Annotated in this window: 8 protein-coding genes; 3 read left to right on the forward strand and 5 right to left on the reverse strand. The window is 67.5% G+C overall.

Translation table 11 applies throughout. The annotated features are described in order from the left end of the window. Window positions 1-81 precede the first annotated feature (81 nt). The 3 genes from A1351_RS16425 to A1351_RS16435 are packed head-to-tail and all read left to right on the forward strand — an operon-like array spanning window position 82 to window position 2,980. A complete protein-coding gene (locus tag A1351_RS16425; protein WP_024882195.1) occupies window positions 82-1,212 on the forward strand; it encodes an ABC transporter permease in 1,131 nt (376 codons plus the stop codon). Further along, complete coding sequence (locus tag A1351_RS16430) at window positions 1,209-1,931, forward strand: ABC transporter ATP-binding protein (RefSeq protein ID WP_064033503.1); 723 nt, start codon at window positions 1,209-1,211, stop codon at window positions 1,929-1,931. The genes A1351_RS16425 and A1351_RS16430 overlap by 4 nt, the downstream gene beginning before the upstream one ends. Then, entirely contained in the window at window positions 1,928-2,980 is a 1,053-nt protein-coding gene (locus A1351_RS16435; protein WP_024882193.1) for an HlyD family secretion protein, read from the forward strand. Before A1351_RS16430 ends, A1351_RS16435 begins: the two co-directional genes overlap by 4 nt. 40 nt (window positions 2,981-3,020) lie before the next feature. On the opposite strand, the gene A1351_RS16440 is transcribed toward A1351_RS16435, so the two are convergent. The 5 genes from A1351_RS16440 to A1351_RS16460 all read right to left on the reverse strand — a co-directional run bounded on the left by A1351_RS16440 (window position 3,021) and on the right by A1351_RS16460 (window position 19,580). Next, window positions 3,021-4,418 carry a TolC family outer membrane protein gene (locus A1351_RS16440; RefSeq protein WP_064033504.1) on the reverse strand — a complete coding sequence of 466 codons (1,398 nt, stop codon included), beginning with the start codon at window positions 4,416-4,418 and terminating at the stop codon, window positions 3,021-3,023. 218 nt (window positions 4,419-4,636) lie between these two features. Continuing rightward, window positions 4,637-15,712 (reverse strand): type I polyketide synthase, encoded by an 11,076-nt coding sequence (locus A1351_RS16445; RefSeq protein ID WP_245291670.1) that lies wholly within the window; start codon window positions 15,710-15,712, stop codon window positions 4,637-4,639. Beyond that, a complete protein-coding gene (locus A1351_RS16450; protein WP_198162442.1) occupies window positions 15,709-17,853 on the reverse strand; it encodes an AMP-binding protein in 2,145 nt (714 codons plus the stop codon). Before A1351_RS16450 ends, A1351_RS16445 begins: the two co-directional genes overlap by 4 nt. A 146-nt stretch (window positions 17,854-17,999) precedes the next feature. Beyond that, window positions 18,000-18,326 (reverse strand): SCP2 sterol-binding domain-containing protein, encoded by a 327-nt coding sequence (locus tag A1351_RS16455; protein WP_198162443.1) that lies wholly within the window; start codon window positions 18,324-18,326, stop codon window positions 18,000-18,002. A 99-nt stretch (window positions 18,327-18,425) separates the two neighbouring features. Further along, a complete protein-coding gene (locus A1351_RS16460) occupies window positions 18,426-19,580 on the reverse strand; it encodes a Rieske 2Fe-2S domain-containing protein (RefSeq protein ID WP_024882188.1) in 1,155 nt (384 codons plus the stop codon). Window positions 19,581-19,812 lie beyond the last annotated feature (232 nt).

Below are 19,812 nucleotides of genomic sequence, written 5' to 3' on the forward strand. Positions count from 1 at the left end.
GTCGATGTGTCCGGCGATACCCTATTTGCGTTGAAAAGTCGGGCTGAGAGCGTCTCGGCCGCCGCGTCGAAAGGCGCGCGCATGACTTTGCTCATCGCATGGCGAAATCTCGTCCACGACCGCATCCGCTTCGCGATCACCCTCACCGGCATCGCATTCTCGACGATATTGATGGGCATTCAGCTCGGCATGCTGCTGAATTTCGTCCATACGATCTCGACCGTCGTCGATCACGCGGGCGCCGATCTCTGGATCACGGCGGAAGGCGTGCCCAGCGTCGATCTCGCGACGCCTCTGCAGGAGCGGCGGCGCTTTCAGGCGATGTCGGTGGAGGGGGTCGCGGCGGCCGAGCCCTATATGCTCCACTTCGGCTTTTTGAAGCGCCCGGACGGCGTTCGGCAGATTGTCATCGTCATCGGCATCGATCCTGACGCGACGATGGGCCTGCCCTTCGCCATGGTCGAGGGGCCGAGCGCGAAAGAGGCGCTGGCGGAGCCGGACGGCGCGGTGATCGATCGCCTCTACGCCGATAAGCTCGGCATTCGCACGCTCGGCGAGACGGTCGAGATCAACAGCCACAGAATTCGCGTGGTCGGCTTCACGGACGGCATAAGGACCTTCACCCAGGCGCCTTATGTCTTCATGTCGCTGGCCAAGGCGCGATCCTTCTTCTATGCGCCGGACAATGACATCGCCTATGTGCTGGTGCGCGTCGCCGAGGGCCATAAGCCCGAGGCCGTGGCCGAGGCGCTCGCCGCGCGCATGTCGGAGGTCGAGGTGCTGACGGCGGGACAGCTCGCCTGGCGCAGCCAATATTATTGGCTCGTGACCACGGGCGCTGGCATCACGCTGGTCAGCTCGACTCTGCTGGCGCTGCTCGTCGGCGTCGTCATCGTCGCGCAGACGCTCTACGCCAGCACGATGGATCGCCTGCCGGAATACGCCGTCATTCGCGCCATGGGCGGCCCGCGCTCCTATCTCTATCGCATCATCGTGCAGCAGGCCGTGCTCGGCGGCGTGTTCGGCGCGGCGATCGGACTCGCTGTCATTGCGGTCGTCGTCGTCTTCACCCGCCATCTCAGCTCCGCGCCGGAGGTTCCGCTCTGGCTCGCCTTCGGAATCGTCGTGGCGACGATGCTGATGTGCGTCGCCGCCTCGATCGGCTCGATCGGCAAGGTGATGACGGTCGATCCGGTGAAGGTGTTCCGATGATGCAGCCCATTTTGAGCGCGCGCGGCCTCGTTCACAATTTCGGCGAAGGGCCGAGCGCCGTCCAGGTTCTGAAGAATATCGACATCGATATTCTTCCGGGCGAGGTCCTGCTTCTCGTGGGTCCCTCCGGCAGCGGCAAGACGACGCTCGTCCATATACTCGGCCATCTGCTGCGCCCGACCACCGGCAAGATCACCATATGCGGCAAGTCGACCGAGACCCTCGACGAAGATCGGCTGGCGGAGCTGCGCCTTCAACATTTCGGCTTCATCTTTCAGGCGCATAATCTGTTCCCGATGCTGACGGCGACGGAGAATGTGATGGTCGCGCTCGATCTCATGGGCGTCGAGAAGGATGTCGCGCGCGTCCGGGCGCATGAGCTGCTCGGCAGCGTCGGCCTCGGTCATCGCATCGACGCCTTTCCGTCGGAGCTCAGCATCGGACAGAAGCAGCGCGTGGCGATCGCGCGCGCGCTCGCCGCCGATCCGGAGATACTCATCGCCGACGAGCCGACGGCGGCGCTCGATTCCGAGAATGGTCTGAAGGCGATGGAGCTTCTGCAGGCGCTCGCGCGCAACAGCCGCCGCGCGGTCGTCATCGTCACGCATGACTTTCGTATTTTTCAGTTCGCGAATCGCGTCTTGCATCTGGAGGACGGCCGCATCGTCGATAAGCCTCCAGAGTCGTCCCATTCCTTCGGCGCAGGGAGCGCGTCATGAAACTCGATCGGCCGTCGCCGGCCATTCTTCTTCTCGTCGGCCTCGCCGCCGTATCGTCCACGATGAGCGGCCGCGCGGAGCAGGCGCTTTCCTCGAGCACCAAGCTCGTCTCGCAACATCGGGTCGCCGCCGCGCCCGGCGTCGTCGAGCCCAACAGCAAGGAGCGCGAGATCTCCGCGCAGATCGTCGGCGTGATCAAGGAATTCAAGGTCGACGAGAATGACGAGGTGACGGCGGGGCAAGTCATCGCCGTCATCGACAACGCCGAGCAGAGCGCGCGCGTCGCCTCCGCTCAGGCGCAGCTCGCGCTCCGTCAGGCCGAGCTCGACCGCATTCTGCATGGCGCGCGCGCCGAGGAGCTGCGCGAGGCCGAGGCCGCTCTCTCGGAAGCCGACGCCGGGCTCAAATATGCGCGTCGCGACTATGAGCGTCGGCAGCCGCTGGCCAAGCGGGGCGTCTCGCCGCAGGCGATGCTCGATCAGGCGAAGGCCAATCTCGACGCCAGCGAGGCGCGCCGCACCGTCGCCGCCCAGCGACTCGCGCAATTGCAGACGGGCGCCCGCTCCGAGGACGTCGACGCCGCGCGCGCGCGGCTGCGGCTCGCCGATGCGGAGCTGGCCTCGGCGAAGGCGATCTTCGACAAGACTTTCATTCGATCGCCGGTGGCGGGAACCGTCTTGCGCCGCACCCATGAGGTGGGCGAGACCGTCACCAATGTGCCGCCGACGACGGTCGCCATTGTCGGCGATCTGCGCGGCCTCAAGGTTCGCGCCGAGGTGGACGAGACCGACATCGGCAAGGTGACGCCGGATCAGCGCGTCGAAGTGGTCAGCGACGCCTATCCTGGTCGCAAGTTCCAGGGCCGCGTGAGCTGGGTGTCGTCCCGAATGGGCTCGAAGATCGTGCAGACCGGACGTCCCGGCGACCGCATCGATACAAAGGTCCTGCAGGTGCTCGTCGATCTCGACGACGAGGCCAAGCTGCCCGTCGGGCTCAGAGTGGACGCCTATCTCTTCGGCGAGCTCGTCGCCGCCAAGCCGTCTCGTTGAGGGAGCCGTCCCTAATCGGGACGTTCTTCGCGATGGCTCTTTAGGGCGTATCCACGCCGAAGAATTTGCCACGCACTTTCTCGAAGTGCTGCTCGGCGTCGTAATGCTCGACGTCCAGATTCAACGCCGCCCGGTTCAGCCTGCCGATCGAGGCCAGCGCCGCATAGGAGGCGACGACGACGTCATGCTGTGAGACGACGACATTCACCCGCGCATGGAGCAGGCTCTGCTGCGCGTTGAGAACGTCGAGCGTCGTGCGCAGGCCGACCTTCGCCTCCTCGCGCACGCCGTTGAGCGCCAGTTCCGCCGCTTTCACCGTGGCGTGGTCTGACTTCATCTGCAGCTTGGCGGCCTCCAGCGAGGCGTAGCTGCCGACGACATTGGCGCGCGCGTCGCCCATCTGCATATCCACGCCGAAGCGGGCCTGGCCCACCTGCTCCTTCGCCTGGCGCACCGAGGCGAAATCGGCGCCGCCCTGATAGAGCGGAACGCGGAAGTTCACATTGACGCCGTAGCTGAATTGCCGCCATCCGGGCAGGCCCAGGAAGAAGTCGTTCTGCTGCGAGAGCTGGCCGCTCACCGAGGCGGATGGAAGAAGATCCGCTTCCGCGGCATGGACGGCGAATTGCGCCGCATCGACCTGATGATGCGCCGCCTCCACGCCGGGGTGACCGCCCGTGGCGATGACGACGGCGTCCTCGACGCTGCGCGGCAGCAGCTTTTCCACCGAGCCCGCGGGCTGAAGCCGCTTGGGCTCCTCGCCGACGATGCGATGATAGCTGGCCGCGCTCCTCTTCAGCCGCGCTTGCGCGCCATAGAGATCGGAGCGCGCCTGCGACAAAGCCGCTTCCGCCTGGGCGACGTCGGTCTCGGTCAGATAGCCGGCGGCCGCGCTCTCCCGCGTGTTGGCGAGCTGCAGCTCCAGCACGCGAATATTGTTCTGACGCAGCGACAAGATCGCCGTGTCGCGCAGCACATCCATATAAGCGGTCGCGGCGTTCTGAAGGACCGCCTGCTCGATCAGCCGCAGATTGGCGCGCGCCGAGAGAACGGTGGATTCGGCTTTCTTCACATTGTTGAGCGTGCGGCCGCCGTCGAAAAGCGTCTGCGAGACATTGACGGTCACCGCCTGCGGATTGCCGTCATGGTCATTATGCAGATAGATGCGCTCATGCATGAAGGGCAGCCGAATCGTCGGCACCAGCAATTCGGTCCGCATGGCGCCGAGGCCGGCGATCACCGAGGCGTTGGGCCGCAGGCCGCTCCAGGCTTTGGCGACGCTCTCGTCATGCACGCGCACGCCGGCGCGTTGCTGGTTGAGATCGGGATTATAGGCATAGGCGCTCGCCAGAGCCGATGGCAAAGTCTCGGCGCGGGCGGGCGCGAGTATCGCGCCGACCGCCGTCAGGCCGATGATCATGCACGCATGTATTTTCATCCGTGCTAGCCGCCCTTCGGAGCGCGAATTACAAATATGACACGAGCGTAAAGCTCGGAGCGGCCGAATTAACGACCTGTTAACGGTACTAGCTTTCGAGACACGCTCTGTCAAGGAAAGCTAGTCTCGGCGATTGCCTGCAAGCTCAGAAAATTGCTCATAAAAGCTCCTTCGCTGTCGCGCTGTGCCGCTGTGGGCCATGCGAGGCGTGGGGCCGCTCATGACGGCGGCGCCGCAAGCTCCTTTTCCGATTTTGCGGGCGTATCTGTTCGAGCTTCCGAATCAGTCGTGGTCGCCTCGACCGCGCCGCCTTCCGCCGTTTGGCTGCCGAGATATTCGGCCAGCGCGCGGACGGTCGGATGATCGAAGACGACAGTCGAGGGAATGGAGACCGAGGCGCCGAATTGCCCGAGCAGGCGATTGCGCAGCTCCACGGCCATCAGCGAATCCATCCCCAGCTCGAGGAAGCGGCTGTCCGGCGCGGGCGGCTGCGCGAGACCGAGAATATGCTGCAATTGCCCTTGCAGATGCTCGGTCAGGAAGTCCGCGCGCTGCTCCTCCGGCACTTTTTCGAGCTGCTTCAAAAAGGCGCCGTCGAAGGCCTGCGCCGCGGCGGCCTTGGGCAGCACATGCTCCAGCATGGGCGGGCGGGTCGGTCCCATCAGCTTGGCGATGCGCTGCCATTGGGCGCCGATGACGATGGCCTGCGCCGCGCCATGACGGATCATCTCCGCCAAGGCCGAGAGCGCCATCGCCGGCTTCAAAGGCGTCAGCCCTTGCCTTCCGAGATTGACGCGCGCGGCCTCGCTCGCCGCCATGCCGGCCTCGGCCCAAGGCCCGTAATTCACGCTCGCCGCCGGCAGACCCAGCGCATGGCGATGCGCCGCGAGGCCGTCGAGGAAGGCATTGGCCGCCGCATAATTCGCCTGCCCGGGCGAGCCGAGAACGGCGGAGGCCGAGGAGAACATCACGAAGAGCTCCGGCGCGTCGTCGAGCGTCAAATGATGCAGCAGCCAGGCGCCGAGCGCTTTCGGCGCGAGGGTCTTCAGCACTTTTTCCGGCGTCTGCTGCGGGATCAGCGCATCGTCCAGCACGCCGGCCAAATGGAAGACGCCGCCGAGCGGCGGTCCGTCGCGCCGAATGCCCTCGAGCAGAGCGCGAAGGCTCGCCTCGTCGCCGACATCGGCCGTGATGGCGTCGACCCGGCAATCATATTGCGACATGATCGCCGCGATTGTCTCTTTCGCGCTGTCGTCCGGCGGCCGGCGGCTCGTGAGCACGAGACGTCCAGCGCCCTGCTGCGCCAGAAATTCCGCCATGCGCAGGCCGAGCGCGCCGAGGCCGCCGGTGACGAGATAGCTTCTGTCGCGGCGGGGCTTGGGCGCCTCCGGCACGGTGAGCACGATCTTGCCGATATGACGGGCCTGCTGCATGCAGCGGAAGGCCGTTTTCGCCTCGGTGATCGGATAGGCCATGAAAGGCAGTGTTTGCAATTCGCCGCGGCCGAGATCCTCGGCGAGCTTATCGAGCATTCGCTTGATGCGTGGAAGATCGTCCCGCATCACATCGTCCAGCGCCAATATGTGATAGGCGATGTCGGGCCGGGCCGCGGCCATCGCCTCGGGCGTCCAAATGTCGCGCTTGGCGATCTCGATGAAGCGGCCTCCCTGCGCCGTCGCGCGCACAGTGGCGGCGACGAAGCCTTCGCTCGTCAGGCTGTTCAGCACGATATCGACGCCGGCGCCGCCGGTGTCCGCCAATATCTGGTCGGCGAAATCGAGCGTGCGCGAGTCGTAGATATATTCGACGCCGAGATCGCGCAGCGTCTGCTGCTTGGGCGCGCTCGCCGTGGCGTAGACGATCGCTCCCGCCTTTTGCGCCAGCTGCACGGCCGCGAGGCCGACGCCGCCGGAGGCCGCGTGGATCAGCACGCGCTCGCCCTTTTTCGGCAGCGCCCATTCATAGCCGAGCATGACAGTCAGCATGGCCGCCGGCAGCGTCGCCGCCTCCGCCGCGCCGACGCTTGCCGGCTGATGCGCGAGGAAGGGATAGGGCGTGTTCACCGCCGTGGCGAAAGCGCCGCCCGGCGCGAAGCCGAACACGCGATCGCCGACCGCGAAGCCTTCGACGCCCTCGCCCACCGCCGTCACCACGCCGGCCAGCTCGCCGCCGATCTCGCCCGGATCGCCGGGATAGAGGCCGAGGACGTTCAGAACGTCGCGGAAGTTCAAGCCGCCCGCGAGCGAACGCAGCTGGACATGTCCCGGCCCCGGCGGCGCGAAGCTCTCGGGCGCGAGGCGCAGATTGTCGATCGCGCCGCGCTCGCTCGGCTGCAGGCGATAATCCTGCGTCGGCGCCGCGAGCAATCCGCTGCGCGCCCAGGGCATCAGCCGCGGAGCCATGCATTTTTTCCGGCGCAGCGCGAATTCTGGCTCCGGCGCGCCGGAGAGCAGCGCATCGGCGAGGGATTGGATCGCTTCGGCGCTTCCATCCGTGTCGACGAGCGCGCAATGGGCGTCGGACTGTTCGGCGAGAATGGTGCGGCCGAGGCCCCAGATCGCCGATTGCGCCGGATCGACAGCCTCGCTCGGATCGGCGGCGACGGCGCGCTCGGTGACGAGCCACAGGCCCCGCGCCGGCGCTGTCGCGCCCGGGCCGACGAGATAGCGCGTCGCGCCGATGATTCCGTCAAGATCATTGGTGAGGCGGGCGAGCAGCGCATCGCTCGGCTCGGCCTCGATCGGGCCGGCGTTGCCGCTCGCCAGAAAGACGAGGGCGAAGGCGCTCTCGCCCGCTTCGGCGAGCGCGAGAAAGGCCCTGCGCCAATGTTCGGCGTCGCGCGGATCGAGCGTGAAGCCGTCGTCCCGCCGCTCATAGGCCGCGGCCGGGGCGACCGTGACGATGCGGCGTCCGCGCTCGGCGAGCGCGGCGCGCAGAGTCGGCAGCCTCGGATGATCGGGCGCGGCGACGATGAGCGCGATTTCTGACGGCGCCGCCTCGGCGGCCGGCGCCGCGACGAGCGGCCGCTCGCGCCAGCTCAAGAGATGCAGCAATCGGCCGGCGTCGACGCCGAGGCCGCGCAGCAGCGCCTGGCGGGGCGCGCGCTTGACGACGAAATCGTCTATGCCGCCGAGATAGCGTCCCTCGCCATCGACGAAGACGAGATCGAAGGACTGCGTCTCGGAGCGCTCGTCAGCGTCGGCGCGCCAGCGCGCATGGCAGTAGAAACGGCGCGGCATCTTCTCGCGCAGAGTGACGCGCTCATAGCGCAGCGGCAGGAACAGGCTGCCGTCGTCGGCCGCGGCCTCGGGAGCCGCGGCGAGCAGAACGGCGCCGGCGACGCCGGTGCAGAGATCGAGCAGCACCGGATGGATGGGCTCGCTCGAAATATGCTCGGAAAGCTCCTCGCCGGCCTGCAGCTCGCCTACCGCCTCGGGGCCTTCCGCCCAGAGCGCGCGCAGCGAGCCGGACCAGTTCGGCCCCCAGCGCAGCTCATTTTCCGCGAAACCGTCGAAGAGCCGCTGCGGCGGCATGGGCGACAGCCTGCCGATGATCGTGTCGATGGCCTCGGGCGCTTCGTCGGTGACTGCGGTCTCGAGCTCCACGCTGCCGGAGGCGTTGAGCGACCAGCTCGCGTCGCGATCGTTGCGCGGGCGGCTGTGCACCTCGAATTTGCGCAGGCTCGGCGCGGCGTCCTCGCTGGCGCGCAGCGTCAATTGCACATCGCGCTGCTCCTCGCCGGTGAAGACGATCGGCTCGTAGAAGAACACTTCGCGCAGCTGCGCCGGCGCGCCGACGGCGGCGAGCGCCATGGAGGCGTAGGTGGCGCCGGGCACGACCATGGCGCCATAGATGACATGGTCCTCGAGCCAGGGCAGATGCTTCACGCTGAAGCAGGTCGCATAGAGCGTATCGCCCGAGGGGAGATCGCAGAGTGAGCCGAGCAGCGCGCCGGCGCCCGCCGCGCCGCCGCCACGCGCGACAATGGCGCGCGGCCAATATTTCTTGCGCTGGAACGGATATTTCGGAATGTCGACCTTGCTGCGCTTCCACGGCGCGTCGATCGCCGCGAAATCCGGCCGCGCGCCCGCGACATAGAGCTGGCCCAAGGCCTCCTCTATCTGCCGCGCGTCGGAGGAATCCCGGCGCAGCGAGGCGACCGCTTGCGGCGCCTGCCGGCCCTCGGGCCAGGCGCGCAGCGACATGGCCGCGAGCACCGGCTGCGGGCCGATCTCCACCAGCACGCGGCAGCCCAGATCGGCGAGCGTCTGCACACTCTGCGCGAATTGCACCGGCTGGCGCGAATGACGACGCCAATATTGCGCGTCCAATCGCGTCTGCGCGTCCAGCGCCCGGCCGGTGCGATTGCAGATGAGCGTATGCGTCAGCGTCTCGAAAGGCGTTTCTCCGGCGAAGGCCTCGAAAGCGTCGAGCGCCGGCTCCAGCAGCTCGGAATGGAAGGCGTGCGAGGTCTCCAGCTCTTCCGTGCGGCGGCCTTCCCCGCGGAAGGCCTCGACCAGCGCTCGCACATCCGCCTGCGGGCCACTGATGACGATATTCGCGCCATTATAGGCGGCCACGGAAACGCGCGGATAGGACGAGAGCCGCGCCTCGACGACGCCGGCCTCGGCGAAGACCGCCGCCATCGAGCCGCCGGCCGGCAGATCGCCGAACAGACGTCCGCGCTCGGCGAGCAGACGTGCGCCCTGCTCCAGCGAAAAGGCGCCGGCGACGCAGGCGGCCGCATATTGGCCGACGCTATGGCCGAGCACGACGTCGGGAGTCATTCCCCAGCTGCGCCACAGGCGTGCGAGGCCCATCTCCAGCGCGAACAAGGCCGGCTGCGCGTAAGAGGTGTGATTGATCGCGCCGTCCTCGCCGAACATCACCTCCAGCAGCGGGCGCGGCAGAATATCGCCGATGGCCGCCGCGCATTGATCCAGCGTCTCTTTGAAGAGCGGCTGCGTCTCATAGAGCTCGCGGCCCATCCCGGAATATTGACTGCCCTGCCCCGTGAACAACCAGGCGGTCTTCGGCGGGTCCGCCGAAACGCCCGAGTGAAGTCCCGGCGCGGGACGCCCCTCGGCGAGCGCCGCCAGCAGCCGCGCGGCGTCGGCGCCATCCTGCGCGACGATTGCCGCCCTGTGCTCGAGATGGGAGCGCGCCACGCCGGCCGTGTGGCAGACATCGGCGAAGGCGGCGACCGAGGGCAGCGCCTCGACGCGCGCAACATAGGCCTGCGCCAGCGCCTGCAGCGCCGGAGCGCTGCGCGCCGAGAGTGGCAGCAAATGCCAAAGTCGCTCGGCCGGAGCGGCGTTCTCGCCGGCCGGCGCGACGACGGGAGCCGGCGCTTCCTCGAGGATCACATGGGCGTTGGTGCCCGAGAAGCCGAAAGAGCTGACGCCGGCGCGTCGCTTGCGATCGGAGCGCGGCCAGGGGCGCGCCTCCGAGACGATTTTCAGCGGCAGCTCCTTCCACGGAATATGCGGCGAAGGCGTCTTGAAATGCAGATGCTTGGGCAGCAGCCCATGTTCTAGCGACAGCACCACTTTGATGACGCCGGCGACGCCCGCCGCGGCTTCCAAATGGCCGATATTCGTCTTGGCGGAGCCGATGAGCAAAGGCCGATCGGCCGGCCGTCCGGCGCCGAGCGCCGCCGCGGCGGCCTGCGCCTCTATGGGGTCGCCGAGCGAGGTGCCGGTGCCATGGGCTTCGATATAATCGACATCCGCCGGGGCGAGGCCGGCCTGGTCCAGCGCCGCGCGAATGACGCGCTGCTGCGCGCGGCCGTTCGGAACGGTGAGGCCGCTGGAGGCGCCGTCCTGATTGACGGCGCTGCCGCGCAGCACGGCGCGGATGCGGTCGCCGTCGCGCTGCGCGTCCGACAAGCGTTTCAGCACCAGCACGCCGACGCCTTCGCCGCGCGCATAGCCGTCCGCCGAGGCGTCGAAGGTCTTGCAGCGGCCGTCCGGCGAGAGCATGCGCGCGCGGCAGGCGGCGATCATCGTCGCTGGGCTGAGCAGCACATTGACGCCCGCGGCGAGCGACATGTCGCATTCGCCCGCGCGCAGGGCCTGGGCGCCCTCGTGCAGCGCGACGAGAGACGAAGAGCAGGCGGTGTCGATCGCCATCGCCGGACCTTCGAGCCCGAGCGAGAAGGCGACGCGGCCGGCGATCACGTTGAGCGCATTGCCGGTGATGAAATAGGCCTGAATCTCCTCCGGCGAGCCGGCGAGGAGATGCGAATATTCATTGGCGCCGACGCCGACGAAGACGCCGGTTCGGCTGCGCGACAGCCCCGCCGGCCCGAGCCCTGCGTCCTCGAGCGCTTCCCATGCGGTCTCCAGCACGAGGCGCTGCTGCGGCTCCATCCACAGAGCTTCGCGCGGCGACACGCCGAACAGCTCGGAGTCGAAGAGATCGACCCCCTCCATATAGCCGCCGTTGCGCGTATAGACCTTGCCGGCCGCTTCGGGATCGGGATCATAGAGCTCGTCTATGTCGAAACGCTCGGACGGGGCCTCTCGGATGGCGTCGACGCCATGCGAAAGCAGATCCCAATAGGCGTCCGCGCCGCCGGCGCCGGGCAGGCGGCAGGCGAGGCCGACGATGGCGATCGGCTCGTCGGCGCGCAAAGTCTGGACGATGGGCGCGGCCTCCGCCTGCGCCTCATTCTGCAATCCGATGCGCGAGAGCAGGAAATCGGCCGCGTCGGTCAGCCGCGGATGGTCGATTGCCATCGTCGCCGGCAGCGTCTCGCCGAGGTCCTTCTCGAGACGCTTGCGCAGCTCGATCGCCATCAGCGAATCCATGCCGAGATCGAAGAAGCCGGCCTCCTCGCGAATCTGCGCCGGGTCGAGGCGCACCACCTCGGCCAGCACCTGCCGCATATGGTCGAGCAGCATGCGCTTGCGGCCCTCGGCCGGCGCCAGCAGCAGGCGCTGCGCCAGCGCGCCGCCGCCGATGATCTGCTCCTCGCCCTCGGGCGTCTCCTTCTCCAGCTCCTTCATGAAGGCGCGCCGCGCTTGCAGCTGGAACACGGGCAGGAAGCGCGCCCAGTCGACGCGCGCCACGACGCCGCGGCCATCGGCGGATTCGAGCACCGCCTTCATGCCGTTCAGCGCCAGCTCGGAGGAGAGCTCGAGCACGCCGCGCTTGGCCAATTGCTCGCGCGCCGCCTCATCCGCCATGCCGGCGGACCAGGGGCCGAAATTCACGCTGGCGCCCGGCATTCCCTGGCGGCGCTGCCAGGCGGCGAGCGAGTCGAGAAAGCCATTGGCGGCGGCATAGGCCGTCTGGCCGAAGCTGCCCCACACAGAGGCGATGGAGGAGAAGGAGATGAAAAAGTCGAGCGACGCGCCTTCGAGCGCGCGCGTCAGCCGATAGGCGCCCCAGACCTTGCCGGCGAAGACTTTCTCTATGTGCTTTTGCTCGAGCGCCGTGAGGCGCGTCGCGTCGATCTCGCCGGCGGTGTGAATGACGCCGGCGAGCGGCGGCATGGTTTCGCCGATGCGCTCCAGAATGCGCGCGACATCCGCCTCTGAGGAGACGTCTCCCGGAATGACGCGCAGCTCGCAGCCCTCATAGCGCTCGCGCAGCGCCTCGAGGCGCTGATGCGCGCGATCGTCTGGCGTGCGCCGGCTGGTGAGCGCGATGTGACGCGCGCCCTGCCCTGCGAGATAGGCGGCCGCCTCCAATCCCAGCGCGCCGAGGCCGCCGGTCACGAGATAGGTTTTTTCCGTCCCGATATCGAGCGGCCGCGCCGCCGCGATCGTCCGGCGGCGCAGGCGCACGATGAAGGTCTGTCCGCCGCGAATGGCGAATTGGTCCTCGTTCTCGCGCGTCTCCGCGCGCAGAATATTCGCGCAGGCGCGCCAGTCGGCGGCCGACGCTTCGGCAGCGGGAAGATCGACGAGGCCGCCCCAGAGATCCGGATGCTCGAGCGCCAGCACCTTGCCGAAGCCGAAGGCGCAGCCCTGCGTCGGATCGATAGCGTCACTCTCGGCGACCGGCTGCGCGCCGCTCGTGACGAGGAAGACGGGCGTCTTGGCGCCGGACGCCGCGAGAGCCTGCGAGAGGCCGCAGGCGCCGGCCATTACCATTTGCTCGAAGCGCTTCAGCGACGTTTCGCCGAAGCCCTCGGGCGCATCGATCGCGGTGAGAATGGCGACGCGCGTCGGCAGAGCAGCGGCGACGAGACGCGGGAAATCCGCGGCGGCGGCGAGATCGACGAAGCGCGCGGCATGGCCGGCGTTCGTCAGCTCGTCCATGAGTGGACGCGCCGACGCTTCGCTGCAAGCGGCGACGAGCCAGGAATGCGCGCTCGCCTGGGGCGCGAAATCGCGGCCGGCGCGCTTGCTCCAGGCGAGCTCATAGAGATTTTCGGCAGTGTTCTGCGAAAAGCGCTCGCGCTGATAATGATCGTAGAGCGCCTGCAGAACGCGCTGCGTCGCGCCTTTGTCGTCGGCAAGGCGCAGCCGGCCGCCGAGCTCCTCGAGCTGGCCATCCTCGATCATTTGCAGGATTTGCGAGTCGGCGCTCTTCTTGTCCTGCGCCGGCGCGCGCGTCTGCTTGAACCAGAAGCGCTTGCGCTGGAACGGATAGAGCGGAAGATCGATCTTGTTGCGCTTCCACGGCGCCTCGACGGCTTTGAAATCGATGCGCGCGCCGGCGACATAGAGCTGGCCCAAAGCCTCCTCTATCTGCCGCGCGTCGGAAGAATCTCGGCGCAGCGAGGCGACGGGCTGCGGCGCCGGAGTCGCCTCCGGCCAGGCGCGCAGCGCCATCGCCGCGAGCACCGGCTGCGGGCCGATCTCCAGCACGACGCGGCAGCCGAGGCTCGCCAGAGTCTGCACGCTCTGCGCGAATTGCACGGGCTGGCGCGAATGGCGCCGCCAATATTGCGCGTCGAGCCGCGTCTGCGCGCCGAGCGCCTTGCCGGTGCGATTGCAGACGAGCGTGCGCGTCAAATTCTCGAAGGGAATTTTTTCGGCGAAGGCCTCGAAAGCGTCGAGCGCCGGCTCCAGCAATTCCGAGTGGAAAGCATGCGAGGTCTCGAGCGCCTCGGCGCGTTTGCCTTCGCCGCGGAATTGCTCCGCCACCGCCAGAACATCCGCCTGCGGGCCGCTGATGACGATATGCGCGCCATTATAGGCGGCGACCGAAACATGCGGATAGGCGGAAAGACGCGCTTCGACGGCGCCGGCCTCGGCGAAGATCGCCGCCATGGAGCCGCCCGCCGGCAATGCGCCGAACAGACGTCCGCGCTCGGCGAGGAGACGCGCGCCCTGCTCCAGCGAAAATGCGCCGGCGACGCAGGCCGCCGCATATTGGCCGACGCTGTGGCCGACCACCACATCCGGCGAGACGCCCCAGCTGCGCCACAGACGCGCGAGGCCCATTTCGAGCGCGAACAGCGCCGGCTGCGCGTAAGAGGTGTGGTTGATGGCGCCGTCCTCGGCGAACATCGCCTCGAGCAGCGGGCGCGGCAGAATGTCTTTTATCGCCGCGGCGCATTCGTCCAGCGTGTCGCGGAAAATCGGCTGCGTCTCATAGAGCTCGCGACCCATGCCGGCATATTGCCCGCCTTGGCCGGTGAAGAGCCAGGCCGTCTTCGGCGGATCGGCCGAGACGCCCGTGTGAACGCCCGGCGACGGACGCTCTTCGGCGAGCGCCGTGAGCAGCCGCGCCGCGCTCGCCGGATCTTCCGCCACGATCGCCGCGCGATGCTCGAGATGCGAGCGGCCGACGCCCGCCGTATAGCAGATATCCGCGAAGGCCGCGACCGAAGGCAGCGCCTCGATGCGCTCGGCATAGGCCTGCGCCAGCGCCTTCAGCGCCGCAGCGTTGCGCGCCGAAAGCGGCAGCAGGCGCCAGGGACGCTCGGGGATGCGCGCGGTCTCCTGCTGCGGAGCGGCAGGCGCGGGCGCCTCCTCGAGAATCACATGGGCGTTGGTGCCGGAAAAGCCGAAGGAGCTGACGCCGGCGCGCCGCGCGCGCTCGGAGCGCGGCCATTCGCGCGGCTCCGACACGACTTTCAGCGGCAGCTGCTTCCAGGGAATATGCGGCGAGGGCGTGCGGAAGTTGAGATGTTTCGGCAGCAGCTCGTGCTCGAGCGAGAGGACCACTTTCAGCACGCCGGCGACGCCGGCCGCGGCCTCGAGATGGCCGATATTGGTCTTGGCCGAGCCGATGAGCAGCGGCCTGTCCGCCGGGCGGCCTGCGCCGAGCGCGGCGGCCGCGGCCTGGGCCTCTATAGGATCGCCGAGCGAGGTGCCGGTGCCATGCGCTTCGAGAAAGTCGATCTCGCCGGCGACGAGATTGGCCTGCTTCATCGCCTCGCGAATGACGCGCTGCTGCGCGCGGCCATTGGGGACGGTGAGACCGCCCGAGGCGCCGTCCTGATTGACGGCGCTGCCGCGGATCAGCGCGCGAATAGTGTCGCCGTCGCGCAAAGCGCCGGAGAGGCGCTTCAGCACGAGGATTCCGCAACCCTCGCCGCGCACATAGCCGTCGGCGGCGGCGTCGAAGGTCTTGCACTTCCCGTCCGGCGCGAGCATGCGCGCGCGGGAGAAGTTGATCATCGTGCCGACATTGTAGATGACGTTCACGCCGCCCGCGAGGGCGAGCTCGCATTCGCCGGCGCGCAGCGCCTGCGCGGCCTCGTGCAGCGTGACCAGCGAGGAGCTGCAGGCCGTGTCGATTGTGACGGCCGGCCCCTCGAAGCCGAAACGGAAGCTCACGCGCCCGGCGCAGGCGGCGGGCGAGGTGCCGGTGCCGAAATAGGCCTCGATGACCGCATAGCCCAGCTTGCCGGACAGCAGCGTCAGATAGTCGTGCGTGCTGAGGCCGACGAACATGCCGGTGCGGCTGCCCTCGAGATCGGCGGGAGCTATGCCCGCATGCTCGATCGCGTGCCAGCTCGTCTCCAGCATCAGACGATGCTGGGGGTCCAGAAATTCCGCCTCGCGCGGCGACACGCCGAAAAATTGCGCGTCGAAATTGGCGACGTCGTCGGCGAAGCCGGCGCGACGAGTCGTCACCTTGCCGGCGGCGTCTGGATCGGGATCATAGAAAGCATCGGCGTCCCAGCGGTCGGCGGGAATGGGAGCGATGCCGTCCCGCCCTTCGCTCAGCAGGCGCCAGAAGGCCTCGGCGTCGCGTGCGCCGGGCAGACGAGCGGCATAGCCGATGATGGCGATGGGCTCGGCGCGTGCGTCCTCGAGCTCGCGCACGCGGGCGCGCAGCGTCTCTATGGCCAATAGCGCCTTCTTCTTGAAGTCGGCCTCGCTCACGAGCGTCTATCCATTTTGAGAACCGCGTCTATGCTGCCCTCGAGCAGCGCATCCAGAGCGTCGTCGTCGAGCAGGTCGATCTCCTGCTCGAGCGAGGCGCCTTCCCAGGCGATGGGCGGCGGAGGCTCCGGCTCCGGCTCGGCGGACTTCATCCCCAGCGCCTCCTCGCGAATGAGCCGCGCGAGCGCCTCCACTGTCGGATGCTCGATCATCAGCGTCACCGGGAAGGAATGCTGGAAGGCGGCGGAGAGCGCATTGCCGAGCTCGACGCCTTTCAGAGAGTCGATGCCGAGATCCATCAGCGGCGTCTTCCAGCTGATGTTCTCGACGCCGCATTCGCGCTGCAGCCAATCGACGAGCTGGCGCTCCAGCACGCCGGGCTGGGTGAGCGGCTCGCCGGTGAAGTCGATGGGCGCGACCTGCATGGTCGAGCGCCATTCATGCAGCGCCGCGAGCGTTCCGTCCTCGAGCGCCTGGCGGCAGGCCGCGCGCTGGACCTTGCCGCTCGACGTCTTGGGCAGGCCGAAGGATTTGAGCAGCACGATGCGATGCAGCGCGAGCTGATGCTCGCGGGCCGCCTCGCGCCGCATGGCCATGAACACCTCCGCGGCATCGACGGAGCGCCAGGCGCTGCGGCGCAGCTCCTGCACGGCGACGAGGCGCACCGCGTCGCCCTCCTCGACGCCGAAGACGGCGCAGGAGGCCGGCTGCAAGGCCGGATGGCTCGCCTCGATCGTCTGCTCGAGATCCTGCGGATAATAATTGACGCCGCGAATGACGATCAGATCCTTGCGCCGCCCGGTGACGAAGAGCTGGCCCTCGCTCAGAAAGCCGAGATCGCCCGTGCGCATGAAGGGGCCTTCGCCCGCCGCCGTGCGCGCGCCGAATGTCGCCGCCGATTCCTCCGGCTTGTTCCAATAGCCCTGGCCGACGCTGGCGCCGCCCACCCATATCTCGCCGACCTGCGAGGGCGACGCCTCGATGAGCGTGTCGGGGTCGACGATGCGGACGTCGACGCCGAGCGCCGGCTCGCCGGAGCTCACCAGCGGCTTGCCGCGCGCATCCTCGGCGTCGCAGAAGGCGACGCTGTCACGGCGCAGCGCGGACTCGTCGACCGCGCGAACGAGCGGCCGGACGGGACCGCGCTTGCCGGTGACGAGCAGCGTCGCCTCGGCGAGGCCGAAGGCCGGCGTCAGCGCCTCCGCACGGAAGCCGGCGGGCGCGAAAGTCTTTGCGAAATCATCGATCGTCGAGGCGCGAACGGGCTCCGCGCCATTCCAGGCGATCGTCCAGGAGGAGAGGTCGAGCCCCGCGACTCCATGCGCGCGGGCCGCCTCGACGCAGGCCTGATAGGCGAAATTGGGGCCGCCGCCGATCGTGCCGCGATAGCGCGAGATGGCGCGCGGCCAGCGCAATGGGCTCTGCACGAAGCTCGCCGGGCTCATGAGATAGACGGGACATCCGGCCCATGTCGGGGCCAGCGCGCCGGCGATGAGCCCCATATCGTGGAACAGAGGCAGCCAGCTGACGAAGACCGACTCCGGCGTGGAGCCGAACCCGTCATGCAGCGCCATCAGATTGGCCGCCACATTGCCATGGCCGACCATCACGCCGGCCGGCGAGCGCGTCGAGCCGGATGTGTATTGAAGGAAGGCCAGATCGCCGGCGGCGCGCGGGACGTCGCGCCAGACGTCGCTCTCATCGGCGAGCCCGTCGACGGCGATGATCGGCGTCGCCGCCGCTTCGCCCTCGGCGAGGCGGCGCTGCAGCAGCTCGACATGCTTGGCGGTGGTGAGGACGAGCTTGGCGCCGCTGTCGGAGACGATGAGCTCGAGCCGTCGGTCCTTGCCATGGGCGAGCGGCAGGGAGGCCGGCACGGCCGGCATGCCGGCGAGGAGACATCCATAGAAGGCCGCGAGAAAATCGAGGCAGGTCGGAAAAGCCAACACCACGCGCTCGCCGGGCGCGGCGCGCTTCTGGAGAAAGGCCGCCATGGAGCGCGCCCGGCGATCGAGCTCGCCGAAGCTCCAGGATTGGCGGATCTCGAGATCGTCGTCGAGAAATGCCGCCGCCAGCCGGTCCGGATGCTCGACGGCGTGACGCCGCAGCCGCTCTGTCGCCAGCTCCTCGACTTCGCTCAATGAATTCGTCGCGCCCATTTCGTCGCCCCCAACGCGCACGCGTCCGATCACGCCGCAGCCGCGGCGTGGACGCAGTGTCGAACCTTGCTCGTCATAGCGGCTTCGCCCGTCGCCCCCGGGCCGACGAAGCCTGCTCGCCCCTCATCTCACGCCGAAGCGATCATCTTCTTCAGCTTCAACGCGAGCCCCATATCGCCATCGACCTTCAGCTTTCCGGCGAAGAACAGATCGCGGCTGTCCACATCTCCCTCGGCCATGCGGACGAAATCGGCGGCGGCGACGCGGATCGTGCAATCGGCCTCGCTCTCCCCTTCGCGCACGCCGGGATCATCCGCTGTGAGATTGAGCACAAAAGTGCAGGCGCCATCGCCCTTCAGCACGAATTTGTAGCGGGCGCCCAGAGAGCTCGCCTTGTCTCTGTGCGTGTCGATCATCTGGGTGGCCCGATCCAATATGTCCCTCACCGTGGGCATGCGCTCTCCTCGAATTTGCGCGCGCGCAAAATTGCTGCTCAGAGTCATTTGAAAACGCGGGACTTCGAAAAGCCGACTCCCGCTTTTTCGAATTCCCGCTCACGCGGGCTCGGCCTGAAATTCATCGATCTGCGCGAGCAGCCGCTCGTCGGGTCCGGGAAAGGCCGACGGCTGCTCTCCCTTCTCGATTCGAGACATTTCCCGCGTATAGAGCTTCCTCAGCAAAATGATTGCCGCGTCGGAGGCGCCGAGCCGGTTCTTCGAGCGATCCGGAATAATGCCTTGGCCGACCAGAACGATTCCGTCCTCGATGAGCAGAAGATCCGGTCGCGATTCTATGTCTTCCCAGCGCTTCTCGCCGGAGAGCACGGATTGGATGACCTGCTCGACGGGCGGCAGGGACGAGGCGACATAGCGCATGCCCGAGCGCACTCCATCGGCGACGTCGCGGCCGTCCTCCGGCGACAAATGCGCCGCGACGAGGAGAAAGAACATTTTGTGGCTGACGTCGTCGACCGGCACATTCCACAAGAAGCTCTTGAATCCGCGCAGCATGCCGGCGCCGGAGGTGAAATAGAGCATGTTCGGCATGAAGAGCGCGAGCTTGCGCAGATAGCCGTTGGGAAAGGAGGTGTATTGCATCAGGCCGAATTCGGTCTCGAGCGCCGTCGCCGCGGGAATCTGCCCGGCGTTGGCGGCGTCCTGATAAATGCCCTCGGCGTGCACCCAGCGCTGGTGCACATCGTCGACCGTGTTCTCGAGATCGTGGAAATAGTTCCACTTGCGCAATTCGACGACGTGAAAATAGCCGCATTGCTCCAGCGAGGGCCAACGCGGCAGCGGCGGCGTCGGCGCGGGGCCGAGATAGACCCAGATCAGGCCGAAATATTCTTCGACCGGATAGCTGCGCACGCGCACCTTGGCGGCGAAGCTCTTGGGCTCGAAGGGCTGCTCGACGCATTGGCCGGTCGGGTCGATCTTCCAGCCGTGATAGCGGCAACGTATGCTGTCGCCTTCCACCTTGCCGACCGACATCACGAGCCCGCGATGCGGGCAGCGTCCGTCGATGATGCGCGCCACCTTGTCCTCTCCCCGATAGAGGGTGAGTTCCTCGCCCAGAATTTTCAGAGGCTTGGGATGCGCCACCGGAAGCTCTTCGGAGACGAAGGCGGGCTGCCAATAGCGCCGCAGCAATTCGCCCGCCGGGAGTCCGGGGCCGGTGTGCTCGAAGTCGACATGCGTCGATCCGTTCATTCTACTCGTTCCTAGAGATAGTTTGGACAAAAAAGCTCAGCGTCATTCGATGCAAAATAATCTCGTCGCGCATCCGCGCGCAAAACGGCAAGTAGACCATGCGACCTATCGGCCGTTCATGCGGTCGTTAACCGTAACAGCCGGCGAGTGGCGCGGTCCCGGCGCTGTCCGCGACGGATGGATGGCGTTGCATCCCTTTGGACTGTAGCGTAAAAAGCAAAGGTAGCCAAGC

Origin of the sequence: Methylosinus sp. R-45379 (assembly GCF_001644125.1) — a bacterium.
In the GTDB taxonomy this organism is placed as follows: Bacteria; Pseudomonadota; Alphaproteobacteria; order Rhizobiales; family Beijerinckiaceae; genus Methylosinus.

What these genes read in the sequence shown, in the direction of transcription:
- A1351_RS16425 (WP_024882195.1), top strand. Translation starts at nt 82, where the DNA reads ATGACTTTGCTCATCGCATGGCGAAATCTCGTCCACGACCGCATCCGC.
- A1351_RS16430 (WP_064033503.1), top strand. Translation starts at nt 1,209, where the DNA reads ATGATGCAGCCCATTTTGAGCGCGCGCGGCCTCGTTCACAATTTCGGC.
- A1351_RS16435 (WP_024882193.1), top strand. Translation starts at nt 1,928, where the DNA reads ATGAAACTCGATCGGCCGTCGCCGGCCATTCTTCTTCTCGTCGGCCTC.
- A1351_RS16440 (WP_064033504.1), bottom strand. Translation starts at nt 4,418, where the DNA reads ATGAAAATACATGCGTGCATGATCATCGGCCTGACGGCGGTCGGCGCG.
- A1351_RS16455 (WP_198162443.1), bottom strand. Translation starts at nt 18,326, where the DNA reads ATGCCCACGGTGAGGGACATATTGGATCGGGCCACCCAGATGATCGAC.
- A1351_RS16460 (WP_024882188.1), bottom strand. Translation starts at nt 19,580, where the DNA reads ATGAACGGATCGACGCATGTCGACTTCGAGCACACCGGCCCCGGACTC.